We start from the raw sequence: 26,584 nt of genomic DNA, 5'->3' as shown, positions 1-26,584 counted from the left end.
TCCTCGCTCGCTCAGGCGGCGACCTGGTGCTCGACTTCGGCCGCGTCGGCATCGGCGAAATGCGGCGCCGGGTGCGACGCATCGCCCTGGTAGAAGCCCTTGAAGCGGTCGAACTGCCGCTGGGCGGCGTCGGCCTTCAGGCCCTGGCGCAGCACGGCCGTCGTGAAGCCCGAACGGGCCATCTGCACCAGCTGGTCGATCAGCACATCGCCCGTGGCGCGGATCTCGCCCGTGAAGCCCAGGCGGCGGCGCAGCAGGTAGGCCTGGCTGTAGGCGCGGCCGTCGGTGAACTTGGGGAAGTGGAGGTCGATGCGCTGCACGCCGTCCAGCGCGATGCTGCGCGGATCGACGGTGTTGTCCACCACCAGCGTGCTGGCGTCGCCTTCGGCCGGGGCCTGGTGGGCTTCGAAAGTCAGGATGTTCATCGTGGCGGCTCTTCTTCAGGCGGTCTGGGCTTCGGGCTTGCGCGCCGTGCTGACGCGGGCGGCATTGGCCGCGGCCTTGAACGGGTCGTGGCCGACGCGGCGCAGCGTGGAGATGAAGGTCTCGCCGCCGCTGCGCTGGGCGCGGTAGGTGTCCAGCAGGGCCTCGATCACTTCGGGCACTTCGGCCGCGGCGAAGGACGGGCCGACCACCTTGCCGGCTGCAGGCGCGCCCGACAGGTTGGAGCCGTCCGAGCCGGCCAGCGTGATCTGGTACCACTCCTGGCCGTCCTTGTCGACGCCCAGGATGCCGATGTGGCCGGTGTGGTGGTGGCCGCAGGAGTTGATGCACCCGCTCATGTGCAGGTCGATCTCGCCCAGATCGTGCAGCTCGTCCATGTCCTGGTAGCGGGCCGTGATGGCGTGCGCGATCGGCAGCGAGCGGGCGTTGGCCAGCGCGCAGAAGTCGCCGCCGGGACAGGCGATCATGTCGGTCAGCAGGCGCACGTTGGACTTGGCCAGGCCCAGCTTGCGGGCCTCCTGCCAGAGCGCCGGCAGTTCTTCGGCGCGCACCCAGGGCAGCACCAGGTTCTGGTCGTGCGTGACGCGCACTTCGCCGGCGCTGAAGCGGTCGGCCAGGTCGGCCGCGCGGTCGAGCTGGTCGGCCGTGGCGTCGCCGGGCGCGAAGCCCACGCGCTTGAAGGACAGCGTGACGATGCGCAGCTCGGGGTTCTTGTGCGGCGCCACGTTCTGCTGCAGCCAGCGCGTGTAGTCCACGTCGCTCTTGGCGTCGAGTTGCGCGGCGGCGCGCAGTGCGGTGTCGACCTCGGCGGCGGCGGGCCGGGCGGGCGCGTGGAAGGAGGCCGACACGCGGTCGAGCTCGGCCTGGGTGATGGTGTGGGCCGCGCCGTCGTGCGCCAGGATGGCAGCGTATTCCTCTTCGACCTCATCGATGTAGCGCTGGCCTTCGGCCTTCACGAGGATCTTGATCCGCGCCTTGTAGATGTTGTCGCGCCGGCCCCAGCGGTTGTAGACGCGGACCACGGCTTCCAGGTAGTTGATGATCTGGTTCCAGGGCAGGAACTCGCGGATCACCGTGCCCACCACGGGCGTGCGGCCCATGCCGCCGCCGACCAGCACGCGAAAGCCCACCTCGCCGGCGGCGTTGCGCACCACGTGCAGGCCCACGTCGTGCCAGAAGGTGGCGGCGCGGTCGTCGGTGGCACCGCTGATGGCGATCTTGAACTTGCGCGGCAGGAACGCGAACTCGGGGTGCAGCGTGCTCCAGTGGCGCAGGATCTCGGCGAAGGGGCGCGGGTCGACGATCTCGTCCACCGCGATGCCGGCGCGCTCGTCGCTGGTGATGTTGCGGATGCAGTTGCCGCTGGTCTGGATGCCGTGCATGTTGACACTGGCCAGCAGGTCCATCACGTCGGCGCTCTTGTCCAGCGGAATCCAGTTGTACTGGACGTTCTGGCGCGTGGTGAAGTGGGCCACATGGTCGGGCAGGCTGGTCAGGTCCGACAGGCCGGCGTTGGCCTTGGCCAGGTCGTGCGCGCCGCGGTCGTCGTACTCGCGGGCGATCTTCGCCAGCACGCGCAGCTGGGCGGACTGCAGCTCGCCATAGGGCACGGCGACGCGCAGCATGGGCGCGAAGCGCTGCACATACCAGCCGTTCTGCAGCCGCAGCGGGCGGAATTCGTCTTCCGCCAGCTCGCCCTTCTGCCAGCGCTCGAGCTGGTCACGGTACTGGGCAGCACGCAGCTGGACGAACTCGCGGTCGAAATCTGTGTATTTGTACATCGTGGTGCTTGAGAAGGCGGTGGCCGCGCAGGGCCGGCGGGGTCAAGACTCAGTGGAAACCCGCGTACTCTAAGGAAGGAGTCCTTAGATCCAAACTACTTATTTGTTCTGGCGCTATGTGTGCTTGGTTATAAGCAAAGCGCCAGGGGCGGCTAAAAGCCGTTAAAAACCGCCGAGGGCCAGCGGCCACGGGGTCTTGGACCAGGCCTGGGCTTCCTCGCGCAGCAGGTGCGCGGACTGTGGGAAGGCCTCGGTCCAGCCGGTGCGGCAACTCAGCGTGCGCGAGGCCTGGCGGCCCTTGCCGGCCGAGAGCTTGAGACCGTCGATGTCGGGATCGCGCCGGGCATGGCACAGGATCACGGCCAGCCGCAAGGCCAGCAGCTGCTGGGCCAGGGCAGGGTCCGCCAGGTCGGCCTCCAGCTTCCTGAGCTTGCCGCGGTGGCCCAGCACCAGCTGGCTCAGCCGGTGCAGTTCGGGCATGGCGAAGCCCGGCGCATCGGCGTTGTCGAGCACGTAGGCGCCATGGCGGTGGTAGCTGCTGTGCGAGATCAGAAAGCCGATCTCGTGCAGCTGCGCGGCCCAGGACAGCTTGCGCTGCATGCGGTCGATTTCCTCGGCCGTTTGCTCGCCGCCGGCCTGCAGCTGCGCGAAGAACTGGTTGGCCACGTTGCCCACGCGCTGGGCCTGGGCCTGGTCGGTGTCGAACTTGCGCGCCAGCCGGCGCACCGAGGCCGAGCGCACGTCGCTGTCGGCACCGTCGCGTTCCATGAGGTCGTAGAGAACGCCGTGGCGCAGCGCGCCGTCGGCCGCGTACATCTCGCTGATGCCCAGCAGATCGAAGATCGCCAGCAGCACCGACAGGCCACCGCCGATCACGAGCTTGCGGTCGTCCTTCATGCCCTCGAGCTGCAGCTTGTCGACCGAGCGGGCCTTGAGCAGGCGTTCGCGCAGCCATTCCAGGCCGGCGCGCGGGATCAGGCCGGGCGGGCCGCCGGCCGCGGCCAGCATGTCGGCCACCGCGCCGACCGTGCCGGAGGCGCCGTAGGCCGTGTCCCAATGGCCGGCACCATAGGCGGCCAGGGCTTCGTCCAGCACCGCCTCGGCTGCGATCTGGGCCATGCGGAAGGCGTCGGCCGTGAATTCGCCCTTGGGAAAGTAGCGCATGGACCAGGCCACGCTGCCCACGCGAAAGGATTCCATGACCCGGGCCTCGAAGCCCTGGCCCAGGATCATCTCGGTCGAGCGCCCGCCGATGTCCACCACCAGGCGGCGTTCCTCGGACTGCGGCAGCAGGCGCGAGACGCCCTGGTAGATCAGCCGGGCCTCTTCGCGGCCCGGGATCACGTCGATCGGGAAACCCAGGATGGCATGGCCGCGGCGCAGGAACTCGTCGCGGTTGCGCGCTTCGCGCAGCGTCTGCGTGGCGACGGCGCGCACCTGGTGCTTCTGGAAGCCGGCCAGGCGTTCGGCGAACCGGGCCAGGCAGTCCAGCCCGCGCTGCATCGCGTCTTCGCTGAGGTTGCGGGCTTCGTCCAGGCCGTTGCCCTGGCGCACCACTTCCTTGAGGTACTCGGTGCGGCGGATCTGGCCATGGTCCAGACGGCCGATCTCCAGCCGAAAGCTGTTGGAGCCCAGGTCGAGGGCGGCGAGAAGGGTTCCGTTCTGCATGGCTGGGGCGGGATGCTAGCACCGATGCTGCACTGCAACGCTGCGCGCTTTTGCAAAAGTCTGCATACCGTTTTCGTGTCATGTTGCTGTCACACAAGCTTCTTAAATTCACGGCCATCGAGGGTGGCAATCCTGCCGCCTGGTTACCAACCTTCAGCACCGCAAGAGGTTTTCATGCAATCGACGATCCGCTTCTCCACCATCGGCCTGCTGGGCCTGGCCCTCTCGGGCTTCGCTTCGGCCCAGGACGTGACCGGCGCCGGCGCCAGCTTCCCGGCCCCCCTGTACGCCAAGTGGGCTGCCGATTACCACAAGGCCACCGGCACCAAGGTGAACTACCAGTCCGTCGGTTCCGGCGCTGGCCTCAAGCAGATCGAAGCCAAGACCGTGGACTTCGGCGCTTCCGACGCGCCCCTGAAGGATGCCGACCTGCAAGCCAAGGGCCTGATGCAGTTCCCCACCGTGATCGGCGGCGTGATCCCCGTGGTCAACATCCAGGGCATCAAGGCCGGCGAGTTGAAGCTCAGCGGCCAGGTGCTGGGCGACATCTACCTGGGCAAGATCACCAAGTGGAACGACCCCGCCATCGTGGCCCTGAACAGCGGCGTGAAGCTGCCGGACGCTGCCATCGCCCCGGTGCGTCGCGCCGACGGTTCGGGCACCAGCTTCCTGTTCACCAACTACCTCTCCAAGGTCAACGCCGAGTGGAAGGACAAGGTCGGTGAAGGCACGGCCGTGAACTGGCCCACTGGTGCGGGTGGCAAGGGCAACGAAGGCGTGGCCGCGTTCGTCGGTCGCCTGCCCAACTCGATCGGTTACGTCGAGTACGCCTACGTCAAGCAGAACAAGATGACCTACGCCCTGCTGCAGAACGCATCGGGCAAGTTCCCGCACCCGGATGACGAGGCCTTCAAGGCAGCCGCCGCCGGCGCCCAGTGGGACAAGAGCTTCTACCAGATCCTGACGAACCAGACCGGCGACGGTGCCTGGCCCATCACCGGCGCGACCTTCATCCTGATGCACAAGAAGCAGGACAAGCCGGCCGTGGCCGCTTCCGCCCTGAAGTTCTTCTCGTGGGCCTACAAGGAAGGCGACAAGACCTCCAGCGACCTGGACTACGTGCCGATGCCTGCCGCCGTCAAGAGCGTGATCGAGAAGTCCTGGGGCCAGATCGTCGACGCTTCCGGCAAGCCGGTCGCGCTGGCTGCGAACTGATTAGCCACCAGTCCTGCGACATGAACCAGCCGAGCCACTGACGTGTCTTCTACACTTCCAGCGAACGGCGCCCCTTTCGATCTGTCCGGCAAGGGTGTCGGCAAAGGGGGCGAACGCGCGATGACAACACCTCCCCCCAAGAAGGCCCGCAGTGGTCCCATGGCAGACAGGCTGTTTGGCCTGGCCGCCAAGGGCGCGGCCTGGCTCACGCTGCTGCTGCTGATCGGCATCCTGCTGTCGCTGATCCAGGGCGCCTGGCCGGCGATCTCCAAGTACGGCCTGTCGTTCCTGACCAGCACCACCTGGGATCCGGTGCAGGAAGAGTTCGGCGGCCTGGTCATGATCTACGGCACGTTGACGACCTCCGTCATCGCGCTGCTGATCGCCGTGCCCGTCAGCTTCGGCATCGCGTTGTTCCTGACCGAACTGTCGCCAGCCTGGCTCAAGCGCCCATTGGGCACGGCCATCGAGCTGCTGGCTGCGGTGCCGTCCATCGTCTACGGCATGTGGGGCCTGCTGGTGTTCGGCCCCATCCTGTCGACCTACGTGCAGCAACCGCTGCAAAGTCTTCTGAACGGCGTGCCCTACCTGGGCGCGCTGGTCTCCGGCCCCCCGGTGGGCATCGGCATCCTGTCGGCCGGCATCATCCTGGCCATCATGATCATCCCGTTCATCGCTTCGGTGATGCGCGACGTGTTCGAAGTGACGCCGCCCTTGCTCAAGGAATCGGCCTACGGCCTGGGTGCCACCACCTGGGAAGTCATGTCCAAGGTCGTGCTGCCCTACACCAAGGCCGGCGTCATCGGCGGCATCATGCTGGGCCTGGGCCGCGCGCTGGGCGAGACCATGGCCGTCACCTTCGTGATCGGCAACATGAACCAGCTCGATTCGCTGAGCCTGTTCCAGGCCGCCAACTCCATCACCTCGGCCCTGGCCAACGAATTCGCCGAAGCCGGTGCCGGCCTGCACCAGGCGGCACTGATGTATCTCGGCCTGGTCCTGTTCTTCATCACCTTCGTCGTGCTGTCCTGCTCCAAGCTGCTGCTGGCCCGCCTGCGCAAGAGCGAAGGAGCCAAGTCGTGAGCGCCACTCCCAATCCCGCACCCAGCACCAGCCAGACCCTGCTCAACAAGGCCGCCTACGAGGCCGGCAAGGCCGCCAAGTACGCCAGCCGCAAGCGGGTCAACCAGATCGCGCTGTTCCTGTCGCTGGGGGCCATGGCCTTCGGCGTGTTCTGGCTGGTCTGGATCCTCTGGGAAACCATCCGCCTGGGCGTCGGTGGCCTGGCCATCGCCACCTTCACCGAGATGACGCCGCCGCCGAACGAGGCGGGCGGCATCGCCAACGCGCTGTACGGTTCCTTCCTGATGGTGCTGGTCGCCACCTGCGTGGGCACGCCCATCGGCATCATGGCCGGCATCTACCTGGCCGAGTACGAACCCAAGGGCTGGCTGGCGTCGGTGACGCGCTTCGTCAACGACATCCTGCTGTCGGCCCCGTCCATCGTGATCGGCCTGTTCGTCTATGCCGTGGTCGTCACGCAGATGCGCTCCTTCTCGGGCATCGCCGGCTCCATCGCGCTGGCGCTGATCGTGATCCCCGTGGTGATCCGCACCACCGAGAACATGCTGCAGCTGGTGCCGCCCGGCCTGCGCGAGGCCGCCTATGCCCTGGGCACGCCCAAGTGGAAGGTGATCATGGCGATCACGCTGCGCGCGGCCCGTGCCGGTGTCGTGACCGGTGTGCTGCTGGCCGTGGCCCGCATCGCCGGCGAGACCGCACCGCTGCTGTTCACCGCACTGAACAACCAGTTCTGGACCTCCAGCATGGGCGAGCCCATGGCCAGCCTGCCGGTGACGATCTTCAAGTTCGCGATGAGCCCGTACGAGAACTGGCAACAGCTGGCCTGGGCCGGTGTGTTCCTGATCACGGTGGCCGTGCTGGGCCTGAACATCCTGGCCCGCGTGCTGACGCGCTCCAAGCAGTAAACCGAATCCCAAGAGAGAACCGATATGCCCGCAAGCATCGCCGCCCCGGTGACGGAACGCGCCAAGATCGCCGTCAAGGACCTGAACTTCTACTACGGCAAGTTCCACGCCCTCAAGGGCATCAACCTCGAAATCCCCGAGAAGAAGGTCACCGCCTTCATCGGCCCCTCGGGCTGTGGCAAGTCCACGCTGCTGCGCACTTTCAACCGCATGTTCGAGCTCTATCCCGAGCAGCGCGCCGAAGGCCAGATCATCCTGGACGGCGAGAACCTGCTGGAGAGCAAGCAGGACGTGGCCCTGGTGCGTGCCAAGGTCGGCATGGTGTTCCAGAAGCCCACGCCGTTCCCGATGTCGATCTACGACAACATCGCCTTCGGCGTGAAGCTGTTCGAGAACCTCTCGGCCACCGACATGGAAGAGCGTGTGGAGTGGGCACTGCGCAAGGCCGCGCTGTGGACCGAGGTCAAGGACAAGCTGAACCAGAGCGGTTCGGGCCTGTCCGGCGGCCAGCAGCAGCGCCTGTGCATCGCCCGCGGCATCGCCATCAAGCCCGAGGTGCTGCTGCTCGACGAACCCTGCTCGGCACTGGACCCGATCTCGACCTCCAAGATCGAGGAGCTGATCACCGAACTGAAGACCGAATACACGGTGGTGATCGTGACCCACAACATGCAGCAGGCGGCCCGCTGCAGCGACTACACGGCCTACATGTACCTGGGCGACCTGATGGAGTTCGGCGCCACCGAGCAGCTGTTCTTCAAGCCCAAGCGCAAGGAGACCGAGGACTACATCACCGGCCGCTTCGGCTGATCCGGATCATTGGTCCAAGAGGGAACACAACATGTCGGACAAACATCTTTCGACCCAGTTCGATGCCGAACTGAACAACGTGTCCAGCCGCGTCATGGAACTCGGCGGGCTCGTGGAATCGCAGATCCGCAAGGCGATCTACGCGCTGGCCCAGTTCAGCACCGAGGTGGCCGACGAGGTCGAGGCGGCCGAGCAGCAGGTCAACGCCATGGAAGTGGAGATCGACCGCGAGCTGGCCTCCATCATCGGCCGACGCCAGCCGACCGCGCGCGACCTGCGCCTGCTGCTGGCGATCTCCAAGACCACGGCCAACCTGGAGCGCGTGGGCGACGAATCCGCCAAGATCGCGCGCATGGCCAAGTCCATTGCGCAGAGCGGCTCGGCGCGCCAGCTGCCGACGCTGGACCTGCGCGTCTCGGCCGATCTGGCCTCGGGCCTCTTGCGCAAGGCGCTGGACGCGTTCGCGCGGCTGGACACGGCGGCCGCCGTCAGCATCCTCAAGGAGGACGACCTGATCGACCGCGAGTTCGACGGCTTCGTGCGCAAGCTCATCACCTACATGATGGAAGACCCGCGCACCATCTCCGCCAGCCTGGACCTGCTGTTCCTGGCCAAGGCCATCGAGCGCATTGGCGACCACGCCAAGAACATCGCCGAGTTCATCATCTACATCGTCAAGGGAGCCGACGTGCGCCATGCCAGCATGGAACAGGTCGAGTCCGCCGTCCAATGAAGCACATGCCGCGTGTCCTGATCGTCGAGGATGAGCCCGCGATCGCCGAGTTGCTGGCCGTGAACCTGCGCCACAGCGGCTTCCAGCCGACCTGGGCCATGGACAGCGTGACCGCGCAGGTCGAGCTGGACGCGGTGCTGCCCGACGTGATCCTGCTGGACTGGATGCTGCCCGGTGAGAGCGGCCTGTCGCTGGCGCGCAAGTGGCGCGCCGACCCGCGCACCAAGGCCGTGCCCATCATCATGCTGACCGCGCGCGGCGACGAGCACGACCGCGTGGCCGGCCTGGATGCGGGCGCCGACGATTACATCGCCAAGCCGTTCTCCACCAAGGAGATGCTGGCGCGCATCCGCGCCGTGCTGCGGCGCCGCGCGCCGGAGCAGGCCGGTGGTTCGGTGCAGATCGGCGCGCTGCTGCTGGACAGCTCGACGCACCGCGTGAGCTTCGAGGGCCAGCCGCTCAAGATGGGCCCGACCGAGTTCAAGCTGCTGCACTACCTCATGCAGCATGCCGAGCGCGTGCACAGCCGTTCGCAGCTGCTGGACCGTGTCTGGGGCGACCACGTGTTCATCGAGGAACGCACGGTGGACGTGCACGTCAAGCGCCTGCGCGAGGCACTGGGCGCGGCCGGCCCCATGGTCGAGACGGTGCGCGGCGCGGGCTACCGCATCACGGCGCAGCCGGTCGCACCCGTGGCCACCACCCGCGCCGCACGCGTCGCGTCGGCGCCTTCCACGTCGGCGTCCGCCTCCTGAACCTCAGCCCGCGCGGGCAGCCGCGACAATCGTCCGCATGTGGTTGCGTTTCACGAGTTTCGTCGTCCTGCTGGTGGCCGGTGCCGCCATGGGCTGGTGGTTGCGGGGCTGGCCTGCCGCCTGCGCCGGCATGCTGCTGGCGGGCCTGGCCTGGTGGGTGGTCGACCTGGTGCGCGCGCTGCGCGTGCTGCGCAGCCTGCGTGACGGCGACCCCCAGAACCTGCCGCGCATGGGCGGCCTGTGGGGCGAGTTCGCGGACCGGCTGCGCCGCCAGCAGCGCATCGGAGAACGCCGCCAGCAGGACAGCGAGCGCCGGCTGCAGGAATTCCTCGAAGCGATCCAGGCCTCGTCCAACGGTGTGATCCTGCTGGACGCGGAGGGGCGCATCAACTGGTGCAATCCGACGGCGGCCGCGCACTTCGGCATCGACACCGAGCGCGACCACGAGCAACTGATCGGCAATCTGGTGCGCGACCCGGCCTTCACGGCCTACTACGCCAACCCCGACCCCACACGCAACGCCATCGTCACCGGCCGTGGCGACAGCGCCGGCCGCCCGGTGCGGCTGGCCGTGCGCCTGCACTTCTACGGCGAAGGCCGGCGGCTCATGCTGTCCAACGACGTCACGGCACTCGAGCAGGCCGAGGCGATGCGGCGCGATTTCGTGGCCAACGTCTCGCACGAGATCCGCACGCCGCTCACGGTGCTGACCGGCTTCGTGGAGACGCTGCAGTCGCTGCCGCTGGACGAGACCGAGCGGGCGCGCTACCTGGAACTCATGGCGCAGCAGGCCTCGCGCATGCAGACCCTGGTCAGCGACCTGCTGACGCTGTCGCGCATCGAAGGCAGCCCACCACCTGGCCGCGGCGAATGGACGGCGCTGGACCAGCTCAGCGCGGAATGCGAGGACGAGGTCCAGGCCCTGTCGGCGCTGCTGACGGCAGGCCAGAGCGCGCCCCATGCGCTGGAGTTCGCGCCGCCGCCGGCGCTGGCGCTGGCGGGCTCGCGCACCGAGCTCATGAGCGCGCTGTCCAACCTCGTGAGCAATGCGGTGCGCTACACGCCGGGTGGCGGCAGTGTGAAGGTGGCCTGGCAGACGCTGCCGGCCGGCCAGCTGGAGTTCTCCGTCGAGGACACCGGCCCCGGCGTGGCCCCCGAGCACCTGCCGCGCCTGACCGAGCGCTTCTACCGCGTGGACCGCAGCCGCTCGCGCGAGACCGGCGGCACGGGCCTGGGCTTGGCCATCGTCAAGCACGTGGTGCAGCGCCATGGTGCCGAGCTGCGCATCCAGTCGGCGCTGGGCAAGGGCTCGCGCTTTGCCATCGTGTTCCCCGCCAGTCGCGTGCGGGCCAGCGCGCCGCTCAGCGCGCCCGTGTGAGGCGCCAGAGCAGCAGCAGGAAGACGGCGGCGGTGGTGCCCAGTGCAGCGGCACCCGCCATCCAGAAGGCCGTAGGCGACTGCAGCGCCGGCCAGGGCCCCAGGCCGCGGTAGGCCAGCAACTGCCCGCCGTACAGGCCCACGCCCCACAGCAGCAGGCCGTAGACCAGCAGCGGCGCCAGCGTCACGCGGTAGCTGCGCAGCACGAACACGCTCACCGCCTGCACCGCATCCGCCAGGTGGTACAGCGCGACCCAGCCCAGGAGGCTTGCCGCCACCGCAGCCACGGCCGGGCTGCCCGCGTACAGCGCGGCGATGGGCTCGCGCAGCAGCGCCACCGTGCCGGCCAGCAGCAGCGCCATGCCGGCGGCCAGGGCCAGGCCGGTGCGCAGGCTCGCGCGTGCGCGGCCCGCGTCGTCCTGGCCACGCCACCAGCTCACGCGCGCGCTGGTCGCCAGGCCCAGCGACAGCGGAACCATGTAGAGCACGGCCGTCATGCTGGCGGCAATCTGGTGGCCGGCCGATGCCACCGTGCCCAGCCGCGCGATCATGAGCGCCATCAGCGTGAACGAGGTCACCTCGACCAGCACCGCGAGGCCGGCCGGTACGCCGAGCCGCAGGAACTCGGCCAGCCGGCGCCAGTCCGGCGCCTCGATGCGGGCGCGGATGGCCAGTTCGGCATAGAGCGGCTGGCTGTGCAGCATCCACCAGGCCACGGCCAGCATGGCGTAGTTCACGACCAGCGTGGCCCAGGCGCAGCCGACCGCGCCGCTCGCCGGCAGCCCCGCGCCGCCGAAGGTGAACCAGATGGACAGCGGCACTTTGAGCGCCAGGCCGATGACCTGCAGCCAGGTCACGAACAGCGGCCGGGCCAGCGCCTGGTTCAAGGTGCTGTAGAGACGGAACAGCAGCGCGGGCGGCAAGGCCATGGCCAGCACGGCCAGGTAGTCCTGCACCTCGGCGCGCATGGCCGGTGGCACATCGGCCCAGCGCAGCAGCGGCGCGGGCGCCAGCAGCGCGCCGCAGCCGAGCAGGGCGCAGGCGGCGGCCAGGTAGAGCGACTGGCGCACCGAGCGGCCGATCTCCTGGCCGCGGCCGCCGCCGCGCAGTTCGGCCCAGACCGGCAGCAGGGCCTGCAGCACGCCCATGAGGCCGACATAGACGCTGATGTACAGGGCAGAGCCGACCGACAACGCGGCCAGTGCCGCATCGGAATGGCGGCCGGCCACCAGCGTGTCGGTCACGCCGAAGGCCATCACGGCCAGTTGGCCGACCAGGATGGTGCCGGCGTGCCGGGCGATGCGCGAGAGTTCCGCCGACGCCATCAGCGCCGGAACAGCAGCATGTCCTCGTCCTTGTCGGCCGGGCGGCGGACGGAGCCCACCAGGGCCCAGGGCTGGGCGCCGATGGTGGCGCGCAGCGTGGAGGTGGCATCCGAATGCACCAGGAGCCAGGGGCAGGCGGAAGGCTGGTCCGTGGCTGGCCGCAGGTTCATGCCACCGTGGAAGCGGAAGGCCGCGATCTGCGCGCGCGTGAAGCCGTGGATCTCTACGCAGCCCTGCGGGCCCTGCATCTGCGCCTGCACCAGGCGCACCAGCGGCGCGTAGCTGCGCGCGTAGTTCAGCGTGGGCAGGCCCAGCGTCATGAGCAGGAACCAGCACAGCGCCGTGCCGCCGGCCGGCAGCACCAGGCTCTTCCAGATCGCGGACGGGTGGCGGCCGACACGCCAGCGCAGCAGCCAGATCCAGACCCCCGTGGCGACCAGAGCCAGCACGAAGGCGAGCGGCGAGAACACCGGTTCGAAGCCCGGCGCCAGCTTGAACACGTTGGCGGCCGGCTTGGCCGGTACGCCGGTCTGTAGCGAGATCCAGATGACCCAGATCGTGATGGCGCAGCTGGAGAAGAACAGCAGCGTGAACCAGTCGATCAGCGCCCCCATGCTGCGGCCGAAGGTCGGCAGCGCGAAGGCGGCCAGCGCGGCCATGGCCGGCAGGCCCAGCAACAGGGCGCGGTCGGAGGGCGGGGCCACCAGCGTGCCGCCCAGCAGCACGAGCAGGAACCACAGCGGGATGGCGAAATGCCGTTCGGGCCGGCCGCCCAGCAGCTGGCTGCGCCAGCGCCACAGCGTCCACAGCGCCAGCGGCCAGACCGGCCAGGTGAACCACAGCAGCAGGCGGCCCAGGCTGCGCCAGCTGCTCCACTGCGCAGCCGGCAACGCGATGCGCCATTGCCACAGGTCGAGCGCGAAGGCGGTGCCCGCAGCCGCCAGCGTCAGCACCAGCACGCACAGGGCGGCACGGCGCCGGTCGGCCGGGCTGTCGTCCTCGCCGCGCTCGATCAGGCTGGTGGCTGCGCCTCCCAGGCCCAGCAGCCCCGCCACGGTGGGGGCACCGGACAGCGCCAGGCCGAACAGGCCGGCCGCCAGGGCGGCCAGCGCCTGGGCCTGGCGATAGGGCAGGGCTGCCAGGCCGAAGAAGGCCAGCGCTGCGCAGCTGAGCTGCACCAGCGCCGGCGAGGTCTCGTGCGAGAGCTGGGCCAGCCCCAGGCAGGCCAGCAAGGCCAGCAGGCCGCCGTCGGCCAGCGCACGCGCGTAGTCCGCCGGGCGGGCCTCGCCACCGAAGGCGAAGGCCACCGGCTGGGCGCGCGGCGCGCGGGCCAGGTAGTACACGCCGTACCAGGTGCAGGCCAGCGCCGCGGCCAACAGCAGCATGAAGGGGATGCGCGCGGCGAAGGCCGGGTCGACCCAGGACGGAGCCAGCGCCAGCGCACCGGCGCCCAGCCAGAACGGCAGCAGCACGCCGGGTTCGGGCTGGCCCATCAGCGTGGGGTCCCACCACGAGGTGGTGCCGGCGACCAGCTCCAGCATGGTGCCGAAGGTGGCGACGTCGGTGTTCTTGAGCGGGTCGCGCCCGACGAACCCGGCCAGCACATAGGCAGCACAGAGCAGCAGCAAGGGCCAGCGCGGCAGGCGGCGGACCGAACTCTGGGCGACGATGGCGGGACTGGGCTGGTTCACTGGCGGGAGAAGATGGAAGAGGGCAGCAAAAAGGGCAGCGCGGTCGAACCGGGCTGCCCTTGGGCTGCGTGCCTTGCGAACAGCTGCTTACTTGGCAGCGGTCTTGCCGAAGCGGTTGCGGAAGCGCTCGACGCGGCCACCCATGTTGTCCACCGACTTCTGCGTGCCGGTGTAGAAGGGGTGCGATTCGCTCGAGGTGTCCAGCTTGAACAGCGGCAGTTCGCGGCCGTCTTCCAGCTTGATCATTTCCTTGGTGTTCACGCACGAACGCGTGACGAACTGGAAGTTGTTGGACATGTCCTGGAACACCACTTCGCGGTAGTTCGGGTGGATGCCTTCTTTCATGGGAATTCCTCTGTTTCAGCTGCGGCAGCCGTCCCGTGCCTTGCATGAACCTCTCATGCAATCCAAAGCCGAAATACTTGCCGCGAAAAGCCTGCGATTATCACATATTCACGGGCAAGGGGATCAGCCGCCGCGGCGCATCATGTCGAAGAACTCGGTGTTGGTCTTCGTCGCGCGCATGTTCTTGAGCATCAGCTCCATGGATTCGATCTCGTCCATGTTGTACATGAACTGGCGCAGGATGCGGCTCTTTTGCAGGATCTCGGGGGCCAGCAGCAGTTCCTCGCGGCGCGTGCCGCTGCGGTTCAGCTGGATCGAGGGGAACACGCGCTTCTCGTACAGGCGCCGGTCCAGGTGGATTTCGCAGTTGCCCGTGCCCTTGAACTCTTCGAAGATCACTTCGTCCATGCGGCTGCCGGTGTCCACCAGGGCGGTGCCGATGATGGTCAGCGAGCCGCCTTCTTCCACGTTGCGGGCCGCGCCCAGGAAGCGCTTGGGGCGCTGCAGCGCGTTGGAATCCACACCGCCGGTCAACACCTTGCCCGAGGAGGGCACGACGTTGTTGTAGGCACGGGCCAGGCGCGTGATGGAGTCCAGCAGGATCACCACGTCCTTCTTGAGCTCGACCAGGCGCTTGGCACGCTCGATCACCATCTCGGCCACGTGCACGTGGCGGGCGGCGGGCTCGTCGAAAGTGGAGGCGATGACCTCGCCCTTGACCGAGCGCTGCATCTCGGTCACTTCTTCCGGACGCTCGTCGACCAGCAGCACCATCATGTAGCTGTTGGGATAGTTGGCCGCGATGGCGTGCGCGATGTGCTGCATCATGACCGTCTTGCCGCTCTTGGGCGGGGCCACCAGCAGCGCGCGCTGGCCCTTGCCGATGGGCGCGACGATGTCGATGATGCGGCCGGTGATGTTCTCGTCGCCCTTGAGCTCGCGCTCGAGCTTCATCTGCTCCTTGGGGAACAGCGGGGTCAGGTTCTCGAACATGACCTTGTGCTTGTTCTCTTCGGGGCCGCCGCCGTTGACCTTGTCCAGCTTGTTCAGCGCGAAGTAGCGCTCGCCGTCCTTGGGCGTGCGCACCTCGCCCTCGATCATGTCGCCGGTGTGCAGGTTGAAGCGCCGCACCTGGCTCGGGCTGATGTAGATGTCGTCGGTGCTGGCGGTGTAGCTGGTGTCCGGGCTGCGCAGGAAACCGAAGCCATCGGGCAGGATTTCCAGCACGCCGTCGGCGAACACCTGCTCGCCGGCACGCGCGCGCTTCTTGATGATGGCGAACATCAGCTCCTGCTTGCGCATGCGGCCCGTGTTCTCGATCTCCAGTTCCTCGGCCTGCCGCAGGACTTCGGACACGTGCAGAGCCTTGAGTTCGTTTAAGTGCATGGGGTGACTCCGTCGGGGAGTTCAGTGGTGGCTTACGCGGGGGAGGTGGTGCGGATGAGGCGGCGAGCGCCTTGCACCTGAATCGAACCGCTGGCCCCTGGTGGGGGTAGCGGTGAACTGCGGGGGATTATGACAGGAAAGAACGCCTGTCCGATGGGCCGGTGCGGGGAAGACCGGTTCGGGCAGGCGGTGGAGCGAAGCTCAGGCGAGCTGCTGGTCGATGAACGCGGTCAGCTGGGCCTTGCTCATGGCGCCGACCTTGGTGGCGGACAGCTCGCCGCCCTTGAACAGCATCAGCGTGGGAATGCCGCGGATGCCGAACTTGGCGGGGATGTCGCGGTTCTCGTCCACGTTCATCTTGGCGATCTGCAGTTTGCCGGCATAGCCGGTGGCGACGTCGTCCAGGATCGGGGCGATCATCTTGCACGGGCCGCACCATTCGGCCCAGTAGTCCACCAGCACGGGCGTGGCGGACTTCAGCACATCGGCTTCGAAGCTCGCGTCGGACACATGCTTGATCAATTCGTTGGCCATTGGTCGCTTCCTTTATGGTGATACGGTACGGCTAAAGTCGCGGCATTGTGACAGAAACCAAGTACCCAAGCGGGGGCCGAAAGGCTATAGCCGCCATAGCCAAAGCGGCTATTGAACAGGCGCCGTGCACGGCAGGAAAAACATGAGGCAGACCCCGCAAATCGCGGTGGTCGGCGGTGGCCCCGCCGGCCTGATGGCGGCCGAGCGGCTGGCCCGCGCCGGCCTGTCGGTCGACCTCTACGACGCCATGCCCTCGGTCGGCCGCAAGTTCCTGCTGGCCGGCAAGGGCGGGCTTAACCTCACGCATTCCGAGGACGCCGCGCGCTTCGTGGCGCGCTATGGCGCGCAGCAGGGCGTGGTGGGAGGCTGGCTGGCGCGGCTCGATGCGCAGGGCGTGCGCGACTGGGCCGAGGGCCTGGGCGTAGCCACCTTCGTCGGCACTTCGGGCCGCGTGTTCCCGGTCGACATGAAGGCCGCGCCGCTGCTGCGCGGCTGGCTGCACCGCCTGCGCGAAGCCGGTGTGCGCCTGCACATGCGGCACCGCTGGACCGGCTGGACCGGGGACGGCAGCCTGCAATTCGACGCGCCCGCCGGCCCGGTGCAGACCCGGCCCGCCGCGACGGTGCTGGCGCTGGGCGGCGCCAGCTGGCCGCGCCTGGGTTCGGACGCGGCCTGGCTGCCGCTGCTGGCCGCGCGCCAGGTGGCGATCACGCCGCTGGCGGCGGCCAATTGCGGCTTCGACCTTGTGCCCACGCCGCGCGCGCAGGACGGTGCCGGCTGGAGCGCGCACTTCGCCGAGCGCTTCGCGGGCCAGCCCTTCAAGTCGGTCGCGCTGCGCTGTGCCGATGGCCAGGGCGGCTGGTTCGCGCGCAAGGGCGAGTTCGTGGCCACGGCCACGGGCATCGAGGGCAGCCTGGTCTACGCGGCATCGCGCCTGCTGCGCGAGGAGATCGTGCGAGCAGGCCAGGCCCGGCTGTGGCTGGACCTGCTGCCCGACCGCACGCCCGAGCAGGTGCTGGCCGCCTGCCGCCACCCACGCGGCGCGCGCTCGCTGTCCAGCCACCTGAAGAGCCGGCTCGCGCTGGACGGCATCAAGCTCGCGCTGCTGCACGAGGTGCTGGTGCCCGAGACCCTGCACGATCCGGCCGCGCTGGCCCTGGCGATCAAGGCCGTGCCGCTGCAACTCGCGGCGCCGCGGCCGGTGGCCGAGGCCATCAGCACAGCGGGCGGCGTGGCGCTGGAGGCGCTGGACGCCGGCCTGATGCTCAAGGCCGTGCCCAGCGTGTTCTGCGCCGGCGAGATGCTGGACTGGGAAGCCCCCACCGGCGGCTACCTGCTGACGGCCTGCATGGCCAGCGGCGTGGTGGCGGCCGAGGGCGTGCTTGCGCACCTGCAGCAGGCCTAGCCGGTTCACAAAGCTTTACCCACGGGCGGGCAGGGGCGTCATGGCCCTGGCCGAGAATGCCGCCCGCCTATGCCGTCTTCTCCTGTACCGCGGCGCCTGCGCCTCGTCCTCGCCGCCGCCGTCCTGCTCGCCCTGGCCTATGGCCTGTACCGTGGGGTCTTCGCGGCTGCGCCGCCGCCGGCCTACGTCACCGCGCCCGTGACGCGGGCCGACATCGAGAACACCGTGCTGGCCAACGGCACGCTGCAGGCCTTCCGCCAGGTCAGCGTGGGTGCCCAGGTTTCGGGCCAGGTGAAGTCGCTCAAGGTCAGGCTCGGCGACGAGGTGCAGGCCGGCCAGCTGGTGGCCGAGATCGACTCGGTGCCGCAGCAGAACAAGATCCGTACGGCCGAAGCCGCATTGGCCAGCATCCAGGCGCAACTGGCCTCGGCCCGCGCCACGCTGGCCCAGAGCGAGACCACGCTGGGCCGCGAACGCCGCATGCGCGCGCAGGACGCGACCTCGCAGGCCAACCTGGACACCGCCGAGGCGGCCGTCGCCACCGGCCGCGCCAGCGTCGCCGCGCTGCAGGCCCAGGTGGCCCAGGCCCGCATCACCGTGGACACCGCGCGCGTGGACCTGGGCTACACGCGCATCGTCGCGCCGATCGCCGGCCAGGTGGTGGCCGTGGTGACCGAGGAGGGCACCACCGTCAACGCCAACCAGACCACGCCGACCATCGTCATCTTGGCCCAGGTCGACACCATGACCGTGAAGGCCTCGATCTCCGAGGCCGACGTGACCCGCGTGCGGCCCGGCCAGCGCGTGTACTTCACGATCCTGGGCGAACCCGACAAGCGCTTCGAGGCCAAGCTGCGCACAGTGGAGCCGGCCACCGACGCGATCAAGACCAGTGCCGGCAGCACGCTGTCGTCCTCGACCAGCAGCAACAGCACGGCCAGTGCCACGGCCATCTACTACAACGGGCTGTTCGACGTGGCCAACCCGGACCGCGCGCTGCGCATCTCGATGACGGCCACGGTCTACATCGTGCGCGGCGAGGCCAAGGGAGCGCTGACGATCCCGGTCGGCGCGCTCGGCGTGCGCGCGCCCGACGGCCGCCAGCAGGTGCGCGTGCTCGACGCGCAGGGCCAGGCCCAGCCGCGCAGCGTGCGCATCGGCATCGACAACAAGGTGCGCGCCGAGGTGCTCGAAGGCCTGCAGGAAGGCGAACGCGTGGTGCTGGGCGATGCCCAGGCGCTGCGTGGCGCAGGCGCGCGCATGGGGCCGCCCCGGTGAATGGGGTGCCGCTGCTCGCGCTGCAGGGCATCTGGCGCGAGTTCCCCGTGGCCGATGGCATGCTGGCCGTGCTCCAGGAGATCGACCTCAGCATCCACGCCGGCGAGATGGTGGCCATCGTCGGCCAGTCGGGCTCGGGCAAGTCCACGCTCATGAACATCCTGGGCTGCCTGGACCGGCCCACGCGTGGCAGCTACCGCGTGGCCGGCCGCGCCGTCGGCGCGCTCGACGCCGACGCACTGGCCGCGCTGCGGCGCGAGCATTTCGGCTTCGTGTTCCAGCGCTACCAGCTGCTGCCCGACCTTTCGGCCCAGGCCAACGTGGAGGTGCCGGCCGTCTACGCCAACCGGCCGCGCGCCGAGCGGGCCGAACGCGCGCAGGCGCTGCTGGCACGCCTGGGCCTGGCCGAGCGCGGCGAGCACCCGCCCGGCAAGCTCTCGGGCGGCCAGCAGCAGCGCGTGTCGATCGCGCGCGCGCTCATGAACGGCGGCAGCGTGATCCTGGCCGACGAACCCACGGGCGCGCTGGACACGCACGCGGGTGCCGAGGTCATGACCATCCTGGCCGAACTGCACGCGCTGGGCCATACGGTGGTGATCGTCACGCACGACATGGGCGTGGCCGGCCATGCCGAGCGCATCGTCGAGCTGCGCGACGGCCGCGTGGTGGCCGACGGCCCCACGCCGCGCGCGTCGGCCAGGCCCGCCGCGGTGCTGCGCCCCGAAGCGCAGGCCCCGTCGCGCGGCCTGCTGGGCGGCTGGGCCGACCGGCTGCGCGAGGCGCTGCGCATGGCGCTGCTCGCCATGAACGCGCACAAGCTGCGCACGCTGCTCACCATGCTGGGCATCGTGATCGGCATCGCCTCGGTGGTCTCGGTCGTCGCGCTGGGCGAGGGCGCACGGCGCAAGGTGCTGGCCGACATCAGCGCCATCGGCACCAACACCATCGAGGTGTATTCGGGCACCGGCTTCGGCGACCCGCGCGCCGCGCGCATCCAGACGCTCTTGCCCAGCGATGCCGACGCGCTGATGGGCCAGGGCTATGTGGACAGCGTGACGCCCAACGTGGCGACGGCCGTGACGGCGCGCTGGCGCAATGCCGATGCGGCCGTGACCGTCAGCGGCGTGGGCGAGCAGTACTTCCGCGTGAAGGGCATGGCGCTGGCCGAGGGCACGGGGCTGGACGCCGACGCCATGCGCGAGCTGGCCCAGGTGGCGGTGATCGACGCCAACACGCGCGAGCGCCTGTTCGCCGGCAGCGATCCGCTGGGCCAGGTGCTGCTGCTGGGCGGCATGCCGGTGACCGTGGTCGGCGTGACGCAAAAGACCAGCGGCGGCTTCGGCCCCGGCAGCGACAGGCTCAACGTCTACGTGCCCTACACCACGGCCATGCGCCGGCTCATGGGCCAGCCCTACCTGTCCAGCATCACGGTGCGCGTGGCCGACGGCATGCCCATGGCCGCGGCCGAGCAGGGCATCGGCCAGTTGCTGGAACGCCGCCATGGCCGCGTGGACTTCTACGTGCTCAACACCGACAGCATCCGCCAGACCATCGAATCGACCACCGCTGCGCTGACCTTGCTGATCGCTGCCATCGCGGTGATCTCGCTGGTGGTCGGCGGCATCGGTGTCATGAACATCATGCTGGTCAGCGTGACCGAGCGCACCGGCGAGATCGGCGTGCGCATGGCCGTGGGCGCGCGCCAGGGCGACATCCAGCAGCAGTTCCTGATCGAGGCCGTGCTGGTCTGTCTGTGCGGCGGGCTGCTGGGCATCGCGCTGGCGCTGGGCATCGGCGCGCTGTTCGCGCAGTTCTCCAGCACCTTCACGCTGGCGTTCTCCGGCACCGCCATGGCCGCGGCCTTCCTGTGCTCCACGCTGATCGGCGTGGTGTTCGGCTACCTGCCGGCGCGCAACGCGGCGCGGCTCGATCCGGTCGAGGCGTTGATGCGCAACTGAAGCCGAACGGCGGTTCAGGGCGGGAGCAGGACCGAGGCGCTGAAGGGCTCGCCCTCGTCGGCCTCGCGCTGGTCCCAGCGCTGCTTGACCTGCAGTACCTGCGGCAGGATGGAGGCGAACACCGGCGCCATCTCCGGGTCGAAATGCGATCCCGTGCCCTCGTGCAGCGCCTGCATGATGCGGTCCAGCGGCCAGGGCTCCTTGTAGGGCCGCCGCATGCTCAGCGCATCGAACACGTCGGCGATGGCGACGATGCGGGCCGACTCGGGGATGTCCTTGCCGGCCAGGCCCTGGGGATAGCCCGAGCCGTCCCAACGCTCGTGGTGGGCCAGCGCCACCTCGGCCGCCAGCTGGAACACCGGCGCGCGGCTCTTGACCAGGATGTCGTGGCCGATGCGCGGGTGCGTGCGCATGATCTCCCATTCGGCTGCGTCGAGCTTGCCGGGCTTGCACAGGATGGTGTGGGGAATGCCGATCTTGCCGGTGTCGTGCATGGGCGCGGCCAGCTCCAGCATGGCGGCCTGTTCGGGGTCCCAGCCCCAGGCCGTGGCCAGCAGCCGCGCGTAGGCCGCCATGCGCCAGATGTGCACACCGGTGTCGTTGTCGTTGTAGTGCCCGGCCTCGCCCAGCATGAAGATGGCCGTGCGGTAGCTGGCCTCCAGCGCCGTGGTGCGCACCAGCGACAGGTGGGTGCGCACGCGGGCGCGCACGATGGGCGGCGACACCGGCTTGACGATGTAGTCCACGCCGCCGGCGGCGAAGCCCGCGGCCTCGTCGCCGACCTCGGACAGTGCGGTCACGAAGATCACGGGCGTGTCGCGCGTGGCCGGGTCGGCCTTCAGGCGGCGGCACAGTGCGTAGCCATCCATGTCGGGCATGCGGATGTCCAGCAGCACCAGCGCCGGGTGGTGCTTGTGCGCTGCGGCCAGCGCCTCGGCCCCATTGCGTGCGAACACCAGCGGATGCTCGTCGGCCAGGATCTGGCGCAGGGTGGCGAGGTTGGCCGGTTCGTCGTCGACGATCAGGATGGGCCGGCGGCGCTGCATGGAGGGGGCTCCTTGGGGCACGTTCATGGGGTGTCGAGCAAGCGGCGCACATGGCGTTCGCCACCACGGAAGTCGTAGCTGTCCAGCAGGTCCTGCAGAGCCTGCAGGTCGGCCGGCGGCAGATGCGGGCCCAGCTCGGCCAGCAGGGCCTCGGCCGGGCCGGGGTCGTCGGCATCGAGTGCACGCAGCAGCGCTTGCAACAGCCGTGGCCGCTCGGTCGGCGCCGCCGGCGTGGCGGGGGCGGCCGGTGCCGCGGTGACGGCGGCGGGCTGCGCGGCCTGCAGCTGCCGCGCAGAGACCACGGCCGTGGCCAGCGCCTGCTCCAGCCGCTGCAGGCCCGGGGCCGGGTCATGGCCGTGCTGCAGCGCCAGCTCGACCTCGGCGGCGGCCTCGGTGGTCTGCGGCAAGGCCAGGTGGGCGGCACCGCCGCGCAGGCGGTGGGCCAGCGCGCCGGCCTGCTCGGCGTCACCGGCCGCCAGCAGCGCGCGGATCTCCTGCGCGTTCGTGCCATGCTCGTCCAGGAAGCGCGCCAGGAAGCGCCGGTAGGCGCGTTCGTCGGTCCAGATCTGCAGGCCCTGCGCCAGGTCGATGCCGGGCAACGCAGGCAGCGCCAGGGCCGCGCGCCGCGTACCGGGTGCAGCGACGGCCGCCGGCGTGCCGTCGCGCCCCGTCAGGCGGCGGATCAGGGCGATGGCCTCGGCCACGTCGAAGGGCTTGCCGATGAAGCCGTTCATGCCGGCAGCCCAGGCCGCGTCCTGCTGGCTCTTGAAGGCCCCGGCCGTCAGCGCGACCACGGGCAGGTGGGCCAGCCGCGCTTCGCGGCGCAGTCGGCGGGTGGCCTCGATGCCATCCATGACGGGCATCTGCACGTCCATCAGCACGATGTCCACGGCGTCGGCCGTGCTGTCGCCCAGCCGTTCCAGCGCCTGCTGGCCGTCACTGGCCAGCACCACGGCCGCGCCGGCGCGCTGCAGGATGCGCTGCGCCACTTCGCGGTTGATCTCGCTGTCGTCCACCACGAGGATGGACAGCCCGGCCAGGGGCTGCTCCTGCGCCGCCGGCCCGGCTGCAGGGCCCTGCGGCGCGGCGCTGCGCCGGCGCTGCGCCTGCACCACCGCGTCGTAGAGCTTGGAGCTGGTGAGCGGCTTGTCCAGCACCGCGTCGACGAGGTCGGATCCGGCCTGGGCGAGCAGCGCGCCGCGCGCATGGGCGGTGACCATGATGACGATGGGGCAGGCGTGCGGTGGCACGGCGGCACGGATGGCGCGCGCGGCGTCCAGCCCGTCCATGCCGGGCATGCGCCAGTCCAGCAGCACCACGTCGGGCAGGGTCTGCGTGGCCAGGCGCCGCTCGATGAAGGCCAGTGCATCGCTGCCCGAGGCCACGGCCTCCATTTGCCAGCCCAGCCCGCGCGCGGTGGCGACGGCGGCCTCGCACACGAGCGGGTTGTCGTCGGCCACCAGGGCCTGCACCTGCAGCATGGCGGGCGAGGAGAAATGCGTGGCGGGAGCCGGCTCGAACGGCAGCGAGAACCAGAAGGTGCTGCCCTTGCCGGGCGTGCTGTGCACCCCGATCTGCCCACCCATGAGTTCCACCAGTTGCCGGCAGATCGCCAGGCCCAGGCCGGTGCCGCCGAAGCGCCGCGTGGTCGAGCTGTCGGCCTGCGCGAACGGCGCGAAGATCTCGTCCACCTTGTCGGCGGGAATGCCGATGCCCGAATCGACCACCGAGAAGCGCAGCCGCACCTGGCGGCTGTCGCGGTGCTCGAGTTCCGTGTGCAGGGCGACCTGGCCACGCTCGGTGAACTTGATGGCGTTGGCGGTGAGGTTCACCAGCACCTGCTGCAGCCGCAGCGCATCGCCCATCAGCTGGCCGGCGCCCAGCGGCGGCGGCGAGATCACGAGTTCCAGCGGTCGGTCTCCGACGTTGGCACCCATGATGGTGGCGACGTTGTCGATGACCTCGTCGAGCCGGAACGGCGCGCGCTCGATCTCCAGCCGTCCGGCTTCGATCTTGGAGATGTCCAGCACGTGGTTGATCGTCCCCAGCAGGGTGCGCCCCGCCGCATGGATCTTGCGCACCAGGTCCAGCGGCTCGCCCTGCAGCGAGCCATGTTCGAGCAGGTAGGCCAGTCCCAGGATGGCGTTGAGCGGCGTGCGGACCTCATGGCTCATGTTGGCGACGAAGGCTGCCTTGGCCCGGCTGGCCTGTTCGGCCGCGTCGCGGGCCTGCACCAGTTCGGCCTCGGCGCGCTCCAGGTCCGAGATGTCCTGCAGGAACACCACCGTGGCCGGCCCATCGGACAGGTCCACCGCGCTGCAGGCCACCAGCACGGGCAGCAGCTCGCCGTTCTTGCAGGTGCTGTGGACCTTGCCTGCATTGGCCGGCGCCGCCTGGGGGGCGGCGAGGATCGCGTGCGCGTCGACCGCGAACGCCGCGCGCCAGGGGCTGCCGGCCAGGTTGTCGCCGCTGGCGTAGCCGTGCATGGCGAGGAAGCGTCGGTTGGTGTATTCGAAGCGCTCGCCGCGCAGGATGGCGATGGCCGTCGGCGCGCCCTCGATGAGCATGCGAAAGCGCGCCTCGGACAGCTCCAGCGCGGTCTGGGCGCGCCGCGCCGTGATGTCGCGCACCACGGCCAGGAAGCGCGGGCGGCGCTCCGCGGTGGCCGGCAGGTACTGCAGGAACACTTCCGCGGGAATCGGGTGGCCGTCGCGGTGCCGGTGCACGACTTCGACGAGTTGCGCCGGCTCGCGTCCTTCCACCAGCGGCCGCGTGCGCTCCAGGTACTGTGCGGGCGTGGTGTCCCAGAGCAGATCGGTCGGCTTCATCGCCAGCAGTTCAGCCTCGCCGTAGCCGCTCATGCGGATCGCGCCCTCGTTGACGTAGAGGAACTGCAGCGTCTGGGCATCCAGGATGTAGACGCAGTCCAGCGTCTCGTCCAGCATGCTCTTGAAGTCGCGCAGCTCGGCCTCGCGCGCCGCCAGGGCCTGGGCCGACTGCTGGCGTGCCGTGACATCCATGTGGGTGCCCGCGAGCCGGACCGGCGTGCCATCGACGCGGTTGCCGCGCGACAGGATCCAGACCCAGTGGCCATCGGCATGCCGCACACGGAACTGCGCCTCGAAGCGCGGCGCGCGGCCTTGCGCGTGGTCCGCGGCATGGGCCAGCACGCCAGCCGCATCGTCGGGGTGCAGCCGGTCCGCCCAGGGCCGGCGCTCCAGTTGCAGTTGCGCTGGCGTCAATCCCAGCATGGAGCAGCCGCGCGCGTCGAGCATGATGCGCCCGCTGTCCAGGCTCCATTCCCACAGGCCCAGGTCGGCACCGCGCAGCGCCAGCGCCACACGTTCCTCGCTGTCCTGGCGCGCTGCGCGGCTGGCCTGTTGCAGCACTGCGACCTGCAGGCGGCGGCGCTGCAGCAGGCCCAGGCCGAGGGCGCTGGCCAGGGCCACCGCCGCGAACAGCAGGCCGTAGGTCTGCGCCTGTTGCCAGATCGGCGCGTACATGGCGGCCTTGGAGCGGCCCACCGCCACCACCAGCGGATGGTCGACGCGCACCTGCGGCGACACCACCGTGCGCACCGCCACGAGCCGGTCCAGGCCGGCGCCATGGTCATCGACCAGGCTGTGCAGCGCGCCGCCTGCAGCATGCTGCTGCCAGAACGAGCCGGGCTCCTGCAGGTCCTCCAGCATGTCGCTGGCGGTCAAAGGGGCCACCTGGAACAACCGGCCTTCGCCGTGCAGCACGGTGGCCCACATGTCCGGCGCATGGGTGACCGAGCCGAGCACGCCGCCGAAGTACTCCGGATCCAGCGTCGCGCTGGCCACGTGCTGCACGCGGCCGTCGGGCGCGAAACTGGCGCGCGCGGCGTTGAGTGCCACGCTGCCCAGGTAGGAGCGGAACGGCGCCGACAGCGCCACCATGCCCGCCTGCGGCGCGCCCACGGCTGCGCGGAAGAAGTCGCGCTCGCCGTAGTGGCGGCCCAGCAGCTCGGGCCGGTTGGCGGCCAGCACGGTGCCCTTGGCGTCCATCACCGTCAGTGTGCGCACGCCGGGCATCACATCCACCAGCGCATGCAGGGAGGCTTCGCCGATGCTGCCGGCCGGCGTGGGCCAGTGCGTCGCGGCCTGCAGCGTGGTGCGCAGTGCCTGGTCGACGCTTTCCAGTTGGCGGCGGACATGGTGTTCCACGACCTGGGCCTGGGTCTGCAGCCGAACGCTTTCCGAGACGCCGACGCGGCGGTACTCCCGCACGACGGCGTACACCATCAGTCCGGCCAGCACGGCAAGTACACCAACCAGTAGCAGCCATTCGCGCAGCAATGCAGACCATAGGGCCCGTCGGACCTTATTTGCATCCATTTTCGTGCGTTTTATTTGACTTAATTGATCAAATTAAGATCATATTACTGCGCGCCAGAGTGACGGGAAACCGCAGGAGGTTTGGGGAGGACATGGCGCCGCGCCGCTGTGGATGCCGCCATCGACACAGAGCGTTGACACGCAAGGCCTATGCTGGGCCCGATGGATCTGTGGGATGCGGCCAAGGCCCTGTGGCAACTGCTCGTGCTGGTGGGGCGCTTGCTCGGCTGGCTGCTGGGGCTCGGCCACTAGCCGCGTGGACGGAGGGCCGATGCGGGGCAGGCCGGCCATGCGCGGAGCACTGCTGGCCCGGCGTCGATGCAGAAGAAGAAAGGTGACGAGCCTTGACCCCGGCACTGGCTCCACAGTTAGGGCTGCTTGGTTCCCCACCTGACCCGGTTGGCCGCTTCACCATGCGGGAAGGCCCGTCGAGGCGCATTGTAGCCGCGGCCGAATTCCCCTCTGGACCGGTTCGTAGAATGCGCGG

The 26,584-nt window shown here is 69.5% G+C and carries 20 protein-coding genes and 1 other RNA gene; 10 read left to right on the top strand and 11 right to left on the bottom strand.

Going from position 1 to position 26,584, the window contains the following annotated elements:
* Positions 1-11: 11 nt before the first annotated feature.
* The 3 genes from ACSQ4M_RS24395 to ACSQ4M_RS24385 form a co-directional block, all read right to left on the bottom strand.
* Positions 12-425 carry a DUF934 domain-containing protein gene (locus ACSQ4M_RS24395; protein WP_436191986.1) on the bottom strand — a complete coding sequence of 138 codons (414 nt, stop codon included), beginning with the start codon at positions 423-425 and terminating at the stop codon, positions 12-14.
* Positions 426-440: 15 nt separating this feature from the next.
* Complete coding sequence (locus tag ACSQ4M_RS24390; protein WP_436191985.1) at positions 441-2,225, bottom strand: nitrite/sulfite reductase; 1,785 nt, start codon at positions 2,223-2,225, stop codon at positions 441-443.
* A gap of 162 nt (positions 2,226-2,387) precedes the next feature.
* Positions 2,388-3,893, bottom strand: coding sequence for a Ppx/GppA phosphatase family protein (locus ACSQ4M_RS24385; RefSeq protein WP_436191984.1), 1,506 nt, complete (start codon positions 3,891-3,893; stop codon positions 2,388-2,390).
* Positions 3,894-4,067: 174 nt separating this feature from the next.
* Between ACSQ4M_RS24385 and pstS the strand changes: the two genes are divergently transcribed.
* The 7 genes from pstS (at position 4,068) to phoR (ending at position 10,772) form a co-directional block, all read left to right on the top strand.
* Positions 4,068-5,108 carry a phosphate ABC transporter substrate-binding protein PstS gene (gene pstS / locus ACSQ4M_RS24380; protein ID WP_436191983.1) on the top strand — a complete coding sequence of 347 codons (1,041 nt, stop codon included), beginning with the start codon at positions 4,068-4,070 and terminating at the stop codon, positions 5,106-5,108.
* A 120-nt stretch (positions 5,109-5,228) separates the two neighbouring features.
* Complete coding sequence (gene pstC / locus ACSQ4M_RS24375) at positions 5,229-6,191, top strand: phosphate ABC transporter permease PstC (RefSeq protein ID WP_436191982.1); 963 nt, start codon at positions 5,229-5,231, stop codon at positions 6,189-6,191.
* Between the two features lie 38 nt (positions 6,192-6,229).
* Complete coding sequence (gene pstA / locus ACSQ4M_RS24370) at positions 6,230-7,096, top strand: phosphate ABC transporter permease PstA (protein ID WP_436194064.1); 867 nt, start codon at positions 6,230-6,232, stop codon at positions 7,094-7,096.
* Positions 7,097-7,120: 24 nt separating this feature from the next.
* Complete coding sequence (gene pstB / locus ACSQ4M_RS24365; RefSeq protein ID WP_436191981.1) at positions 7,121-7,906, top strand: phosphate ABC transporter ATP-binding protein PstB; 786 nt, start codon at positions 7,121-7,123, stop codon at positions 7,904-7,906.
* Positions 7,907-7,937: 31 nt separating this feature from the next.
* A complete protein-coding gene (gene phoU / locus ACSQ4M_RS24360) occupies positions 7,938-8,639 on the top strand; it encodes a phosphate signaling complex protein PhoU (RefSeq protein ID WP_056673305.1) in 702 nt (233 codons plus the stop codon).
* A complete protein-coding gene (gene phoB / locus ACSQ4M_RS24355) occupies positions 8,636-9,394 on the top strand; it encodes a phosphate regulon transcriptional regulator PhoB (protein ID WP_436191980.1) in 759 nt (252 codons plus the stop codon). The genes phoU and phoB overlap by 4 nt, the downstream gene beginning before the upstream one ends.
* 37 nt (positions 9,395-9,431) lie before the next feature.
* A complete protein-coding gene (gene phoR / locus ACSQ4M_RS24350) occupies positions 9,432-10,772 on the top strand; it encodes a phosphate regulon sensor histidine kinase PhoR (protein WP_436191979.1) in 1,341 nt (446 codons plus the stop codon).
* On the opposite strand, the gene ACSQ4M_RS24345 is transcribed toward phoR, so the two are convergent.
* From ACSQ4M_RS24345 to trxA, 5 genes are all read right to left on the bottom strand, one after another.
* The gene (locus ACSQ4M_RS24345) at positions 10,756-12,096 is read right to left on the bottom strand and encodes an MATE family efflux transporter (protein ID WP_436191978.1); all 1,341 of its coding nucleotides are present in this window, start codon (positions 12,094-12,096) and stop codon (positions 10,756-10,758) included. The two genes, phoR and ACSQ4M_RS24345, sit on opposite strands and share 17 nt — an antisense overlap.
* A complete protein-coding gene (locus tag ACSQ4M_RS24340) occupies positions 12,096-13,787 on the bottom strand; it encodes a hypothetical protein (protein ID WP_436191977.1) in 1,692 nt (563 codons plus the stop codon). Before ACSQ4M_RS24340 ends, ACSQ4M_RS24345 begins: the two co-directional genes overlap by 1 nt.
* Before the next feature lie 87 nt (positions 13,788-13,874).
* Positions 13,875-14,132, bottom strand: coding sequence for a type B 50S ribosomal protein L31 (locus tag ACSQ4M_RS24335; protein ID WP_056673290.1), 258 nt, complete (start codon positions 14,130-14,132; stop codon positions 13,875-13,877).
* Between the two features lie 123 nt (positions 14,133-14,255).
* Positions 14,256-15,518, bottom strand: a complete 1,263-nt coding sequence (rho, locus tag ACSQ4M_RS24330) for a transcription termination factor Rho (RefSeq protein WP_436191976.1) — start codon at positions 15,516-15,518, stop codon at positions 14,256-14,258.
* A gap of 201 nt (positions 15,519-15,719) precedes the next feature.
* The gene (gene trxA, locus ACSQ4M_RS24325; RefSeq protein WP_056673284.1) at positions 15,720-16,052 is read right to left on the bottom strand and encodes a thioredoxin TrxA; all 333 of its coding nucleotides are present in this window, start codon (positions 16,050-16,052) and stop codon (positions 15,720-15,722) included.
* Positions 16,053-16,194: 142 nt separating this feature from the next.
* Between trxA and ACSQ4M_RS24320 the strand changes: the two genes are divergently transcribed.
* From ACSQ4M_RS24320 to ACSQ4M_RS24310, 3 genes are all read left to right on the top strand, one after another.
* The gene (locus ACSQ4M_RS24320; protein WP_436191975.1) at positions 16,195-17,457 is read left to right on the top strand and encodes a TIGR03862 family flavoprotein; all 1,263 of its coding nucleotides are present in this window, start codon (positions 16,195-16,197) and stop codon (positions 17,455-17,457) included.
* Between the two features lie 69 nt (positions 17,458-17,526).
* A complete protein-coding gene (locus ACSQ4M_RS24315; protein ID WP_436191974.1) occupies positions 17,527-18,735 on the top strand; it encodes an efflux RND transporter periplasmic adaptor subunit in 1,209 nt (402 codons plus the stop codon).
* Between the two features lie 59 nt (positions 18,736-18,794).
* On the top strand, positions 18,795-20,693 hold the full coding sequence (locus ACSQ4M_RS24310) for a MacB family efflux pump subunit (protein WP_436194063.1): 1,899 nt from the start codon (positions 18,795-18,797) through the stop codon (positions 20,691-20,693).
* A 14-nt stretch (positions 20,694-20,707) separates the two neighbouring features.
* Here the strand turns inward: ACSQ4M_RS24310 and ACSQ4M_RS24305 are convergent, their stop codons facing one another.
* The 3 genes from ACSQ4M_RS24305 to ffs form a co-directional block, all read right to left on the bottom strand.
* A complete protein-coding gene (locus ACSQ4M_RS24305) occupies positions 20,708-21,739 on the bottom strand; it encodes a response regulator (protein WP_436191973.1) in 1,032 nt (343 codons plus the stop codon).
* A gap of 23 nt (positions 21,740-21,762) precedes the next feature.
* Positions 21,763-26,019, bottom strand: a complete 4,257-nt coding sequence (locus ACSQ4M_RS24300; RefSeq protein ID WP_436191972.1) for a response regulator — start codon at positions 26,017-26,019, stop codon at positions 21,763-21,765.
* Positions 26,020-26,430: 411 nt separating this feature from the next.
* Positions 26,431-26,527: signal recognition particle sRNA small type (ffs, locus tag ACSQ4M_RS24295), an RNA gene on the bottom strand.
* Positions 26,528-26,584: the final 57 nt, after the last annotated feature.

The sequence above is a fragment of the Pseudorhodoferax sp. LjRoot39 genome (assembly GCF_964253035.1).
Taxonomy (GTDB): Bacteria; Pseudomonadota; Gammaproteobacteria; order Burkholderiales; family Burkholderiaceae_C; genus Pseudorhodoferax.
The sequence above is the reverse complement of the archived record's forward strand: the minus strand, read 5'-3'. Positions and strand labels throughout refer to the sequence as shown.

What these genes read in the sequence shown, in the direction of transcription:
- ACSQ4M_RS24395 (WP_436191986.1), bottom strand. Translation starts at nt 425, where the DNA reads ATGAACATCCTGACTTTCGAAGCCCACCAGGCCCCGGCCGAAGGCGAC.
- ACSQ4M_RS24390 (WP_436191985.1), bottom strand. Translation starts at nt 2,225, where the DNA reads ATGTACAAATACACAGATTTCGACCGCGAGTTCGTCCAGCTGCGTGCT.
- ACSQ4M_RS24385 (WP_436191984.1), bottom strand. Translation starts at nt 3,893, where the DNA reads ATGCAGAACGGAACCCTTCTCGCCGCCCTCGACCTGGGCTCCAACAGC.
- pstS (WP_436191983.1), top strand. Translation starts at nt 4,068, where the DNA reads ATGCAATCGACGATCCGCTTCTCCACCATCGGCCTGCTGGGCCTGGCC.
- pstC (WP_436191982.1), top strand. Translation starts at nt 5,229, where the DNA reads ATGACAACACCTCCCCCCAAGAAGGCCCGCAGTGGTCCCATGGCAGAC.
- pstB (WP_436191981.1), top strand. Translation starts at nt 7,121, where the DNA reads ATGCCCGCAAGCATCGCCGCCCCGGTGACGGAACGCGCCAAGATCGCC.
- phoU (WP_056673305.1), top strand. Translation starts at nt 7,938, where the DNA reads ATGTCGGACAAACATCTTTCGACCCAGTTCGATGCCGAACTGAACAAC.
- phoB (WP_436191980.1), top strand. Translation starts at nt 8,636, where the DNA reads ATGAAGCACATGCCGCGTGTCCTGATCGTCGAGGATGAGCCCGCGATC.
- phoR (WP_436191979.1), top strand. Translation starts at nt 9,432, where the DNA reads ATGTGGTTGCGTTTCACGAGTTTCGTCGTCCTGCTGGTGGCCGGTGCC.
- ACSQ4M_RS24345 (WP_436191978.1), bottom strand. Translation starts at nt 12,096, where the DNA reads ATGGCGTCGGCGGAACTCTCGCGCATCGCCCGGCACGCCGGCACCATC.
- ACSQ4M_RS24335 (WP_056673290.1), bottom strand. Translation starts at nt 14,132, where the DNA reads ATGAAAGAAGGCATCCACCCGAACTACCGCGAAGTGGTGTTCCAGGAC.
- rho (WP_436191976.1), bottom strand. Translation starts at nt 15,518, where the DNA reads ATGCACTTAAACGAACTCAAGGCTCTGCACGTGTCCGAAGTCCTGCGG.
- trxA (WP_056673284.1), bottom strand. Translation starts at nt 16,052, where the DNA reads ATGGCCAACGAATTGATCAAGCATGTGTCCGACGCGAGCTTCGAAGCC.
- ACSQ4M_RS24320 (WP_436191975.1), top strand. Translation starts at nt 16,195, where the DNA reads ATGAGGCAGACCCCGCAAATCGCGGTGGTCGGCGGTGGCCCCGCCGGC.
- ACSQ4M_RS24315 (WP_436191974.1), top strand. Translation starts at nt 17,527, where the DNA reads ATGCCGTCTTCTCCTGTACCGCGGCGCCTGCGCCTCGTCCTCGCCGCC.
- ACSQ4M_RS24310 (WP_436194063.1), top strand. Translation starts at nt 18,795, where the DNA reads ATGCTGGCCGTGCTCCAGGAGATCGACCTCAGCATCCACGCCGGCGAG.
- ACSQ4M_RS24305 (WP_436191973.1), bottom strand. Translation starts at nt 21,739, where the DNA reads ATGCAGCGCCGCCGGCCCATCCTGATCGTCGACGACGAACCGGCCAAC.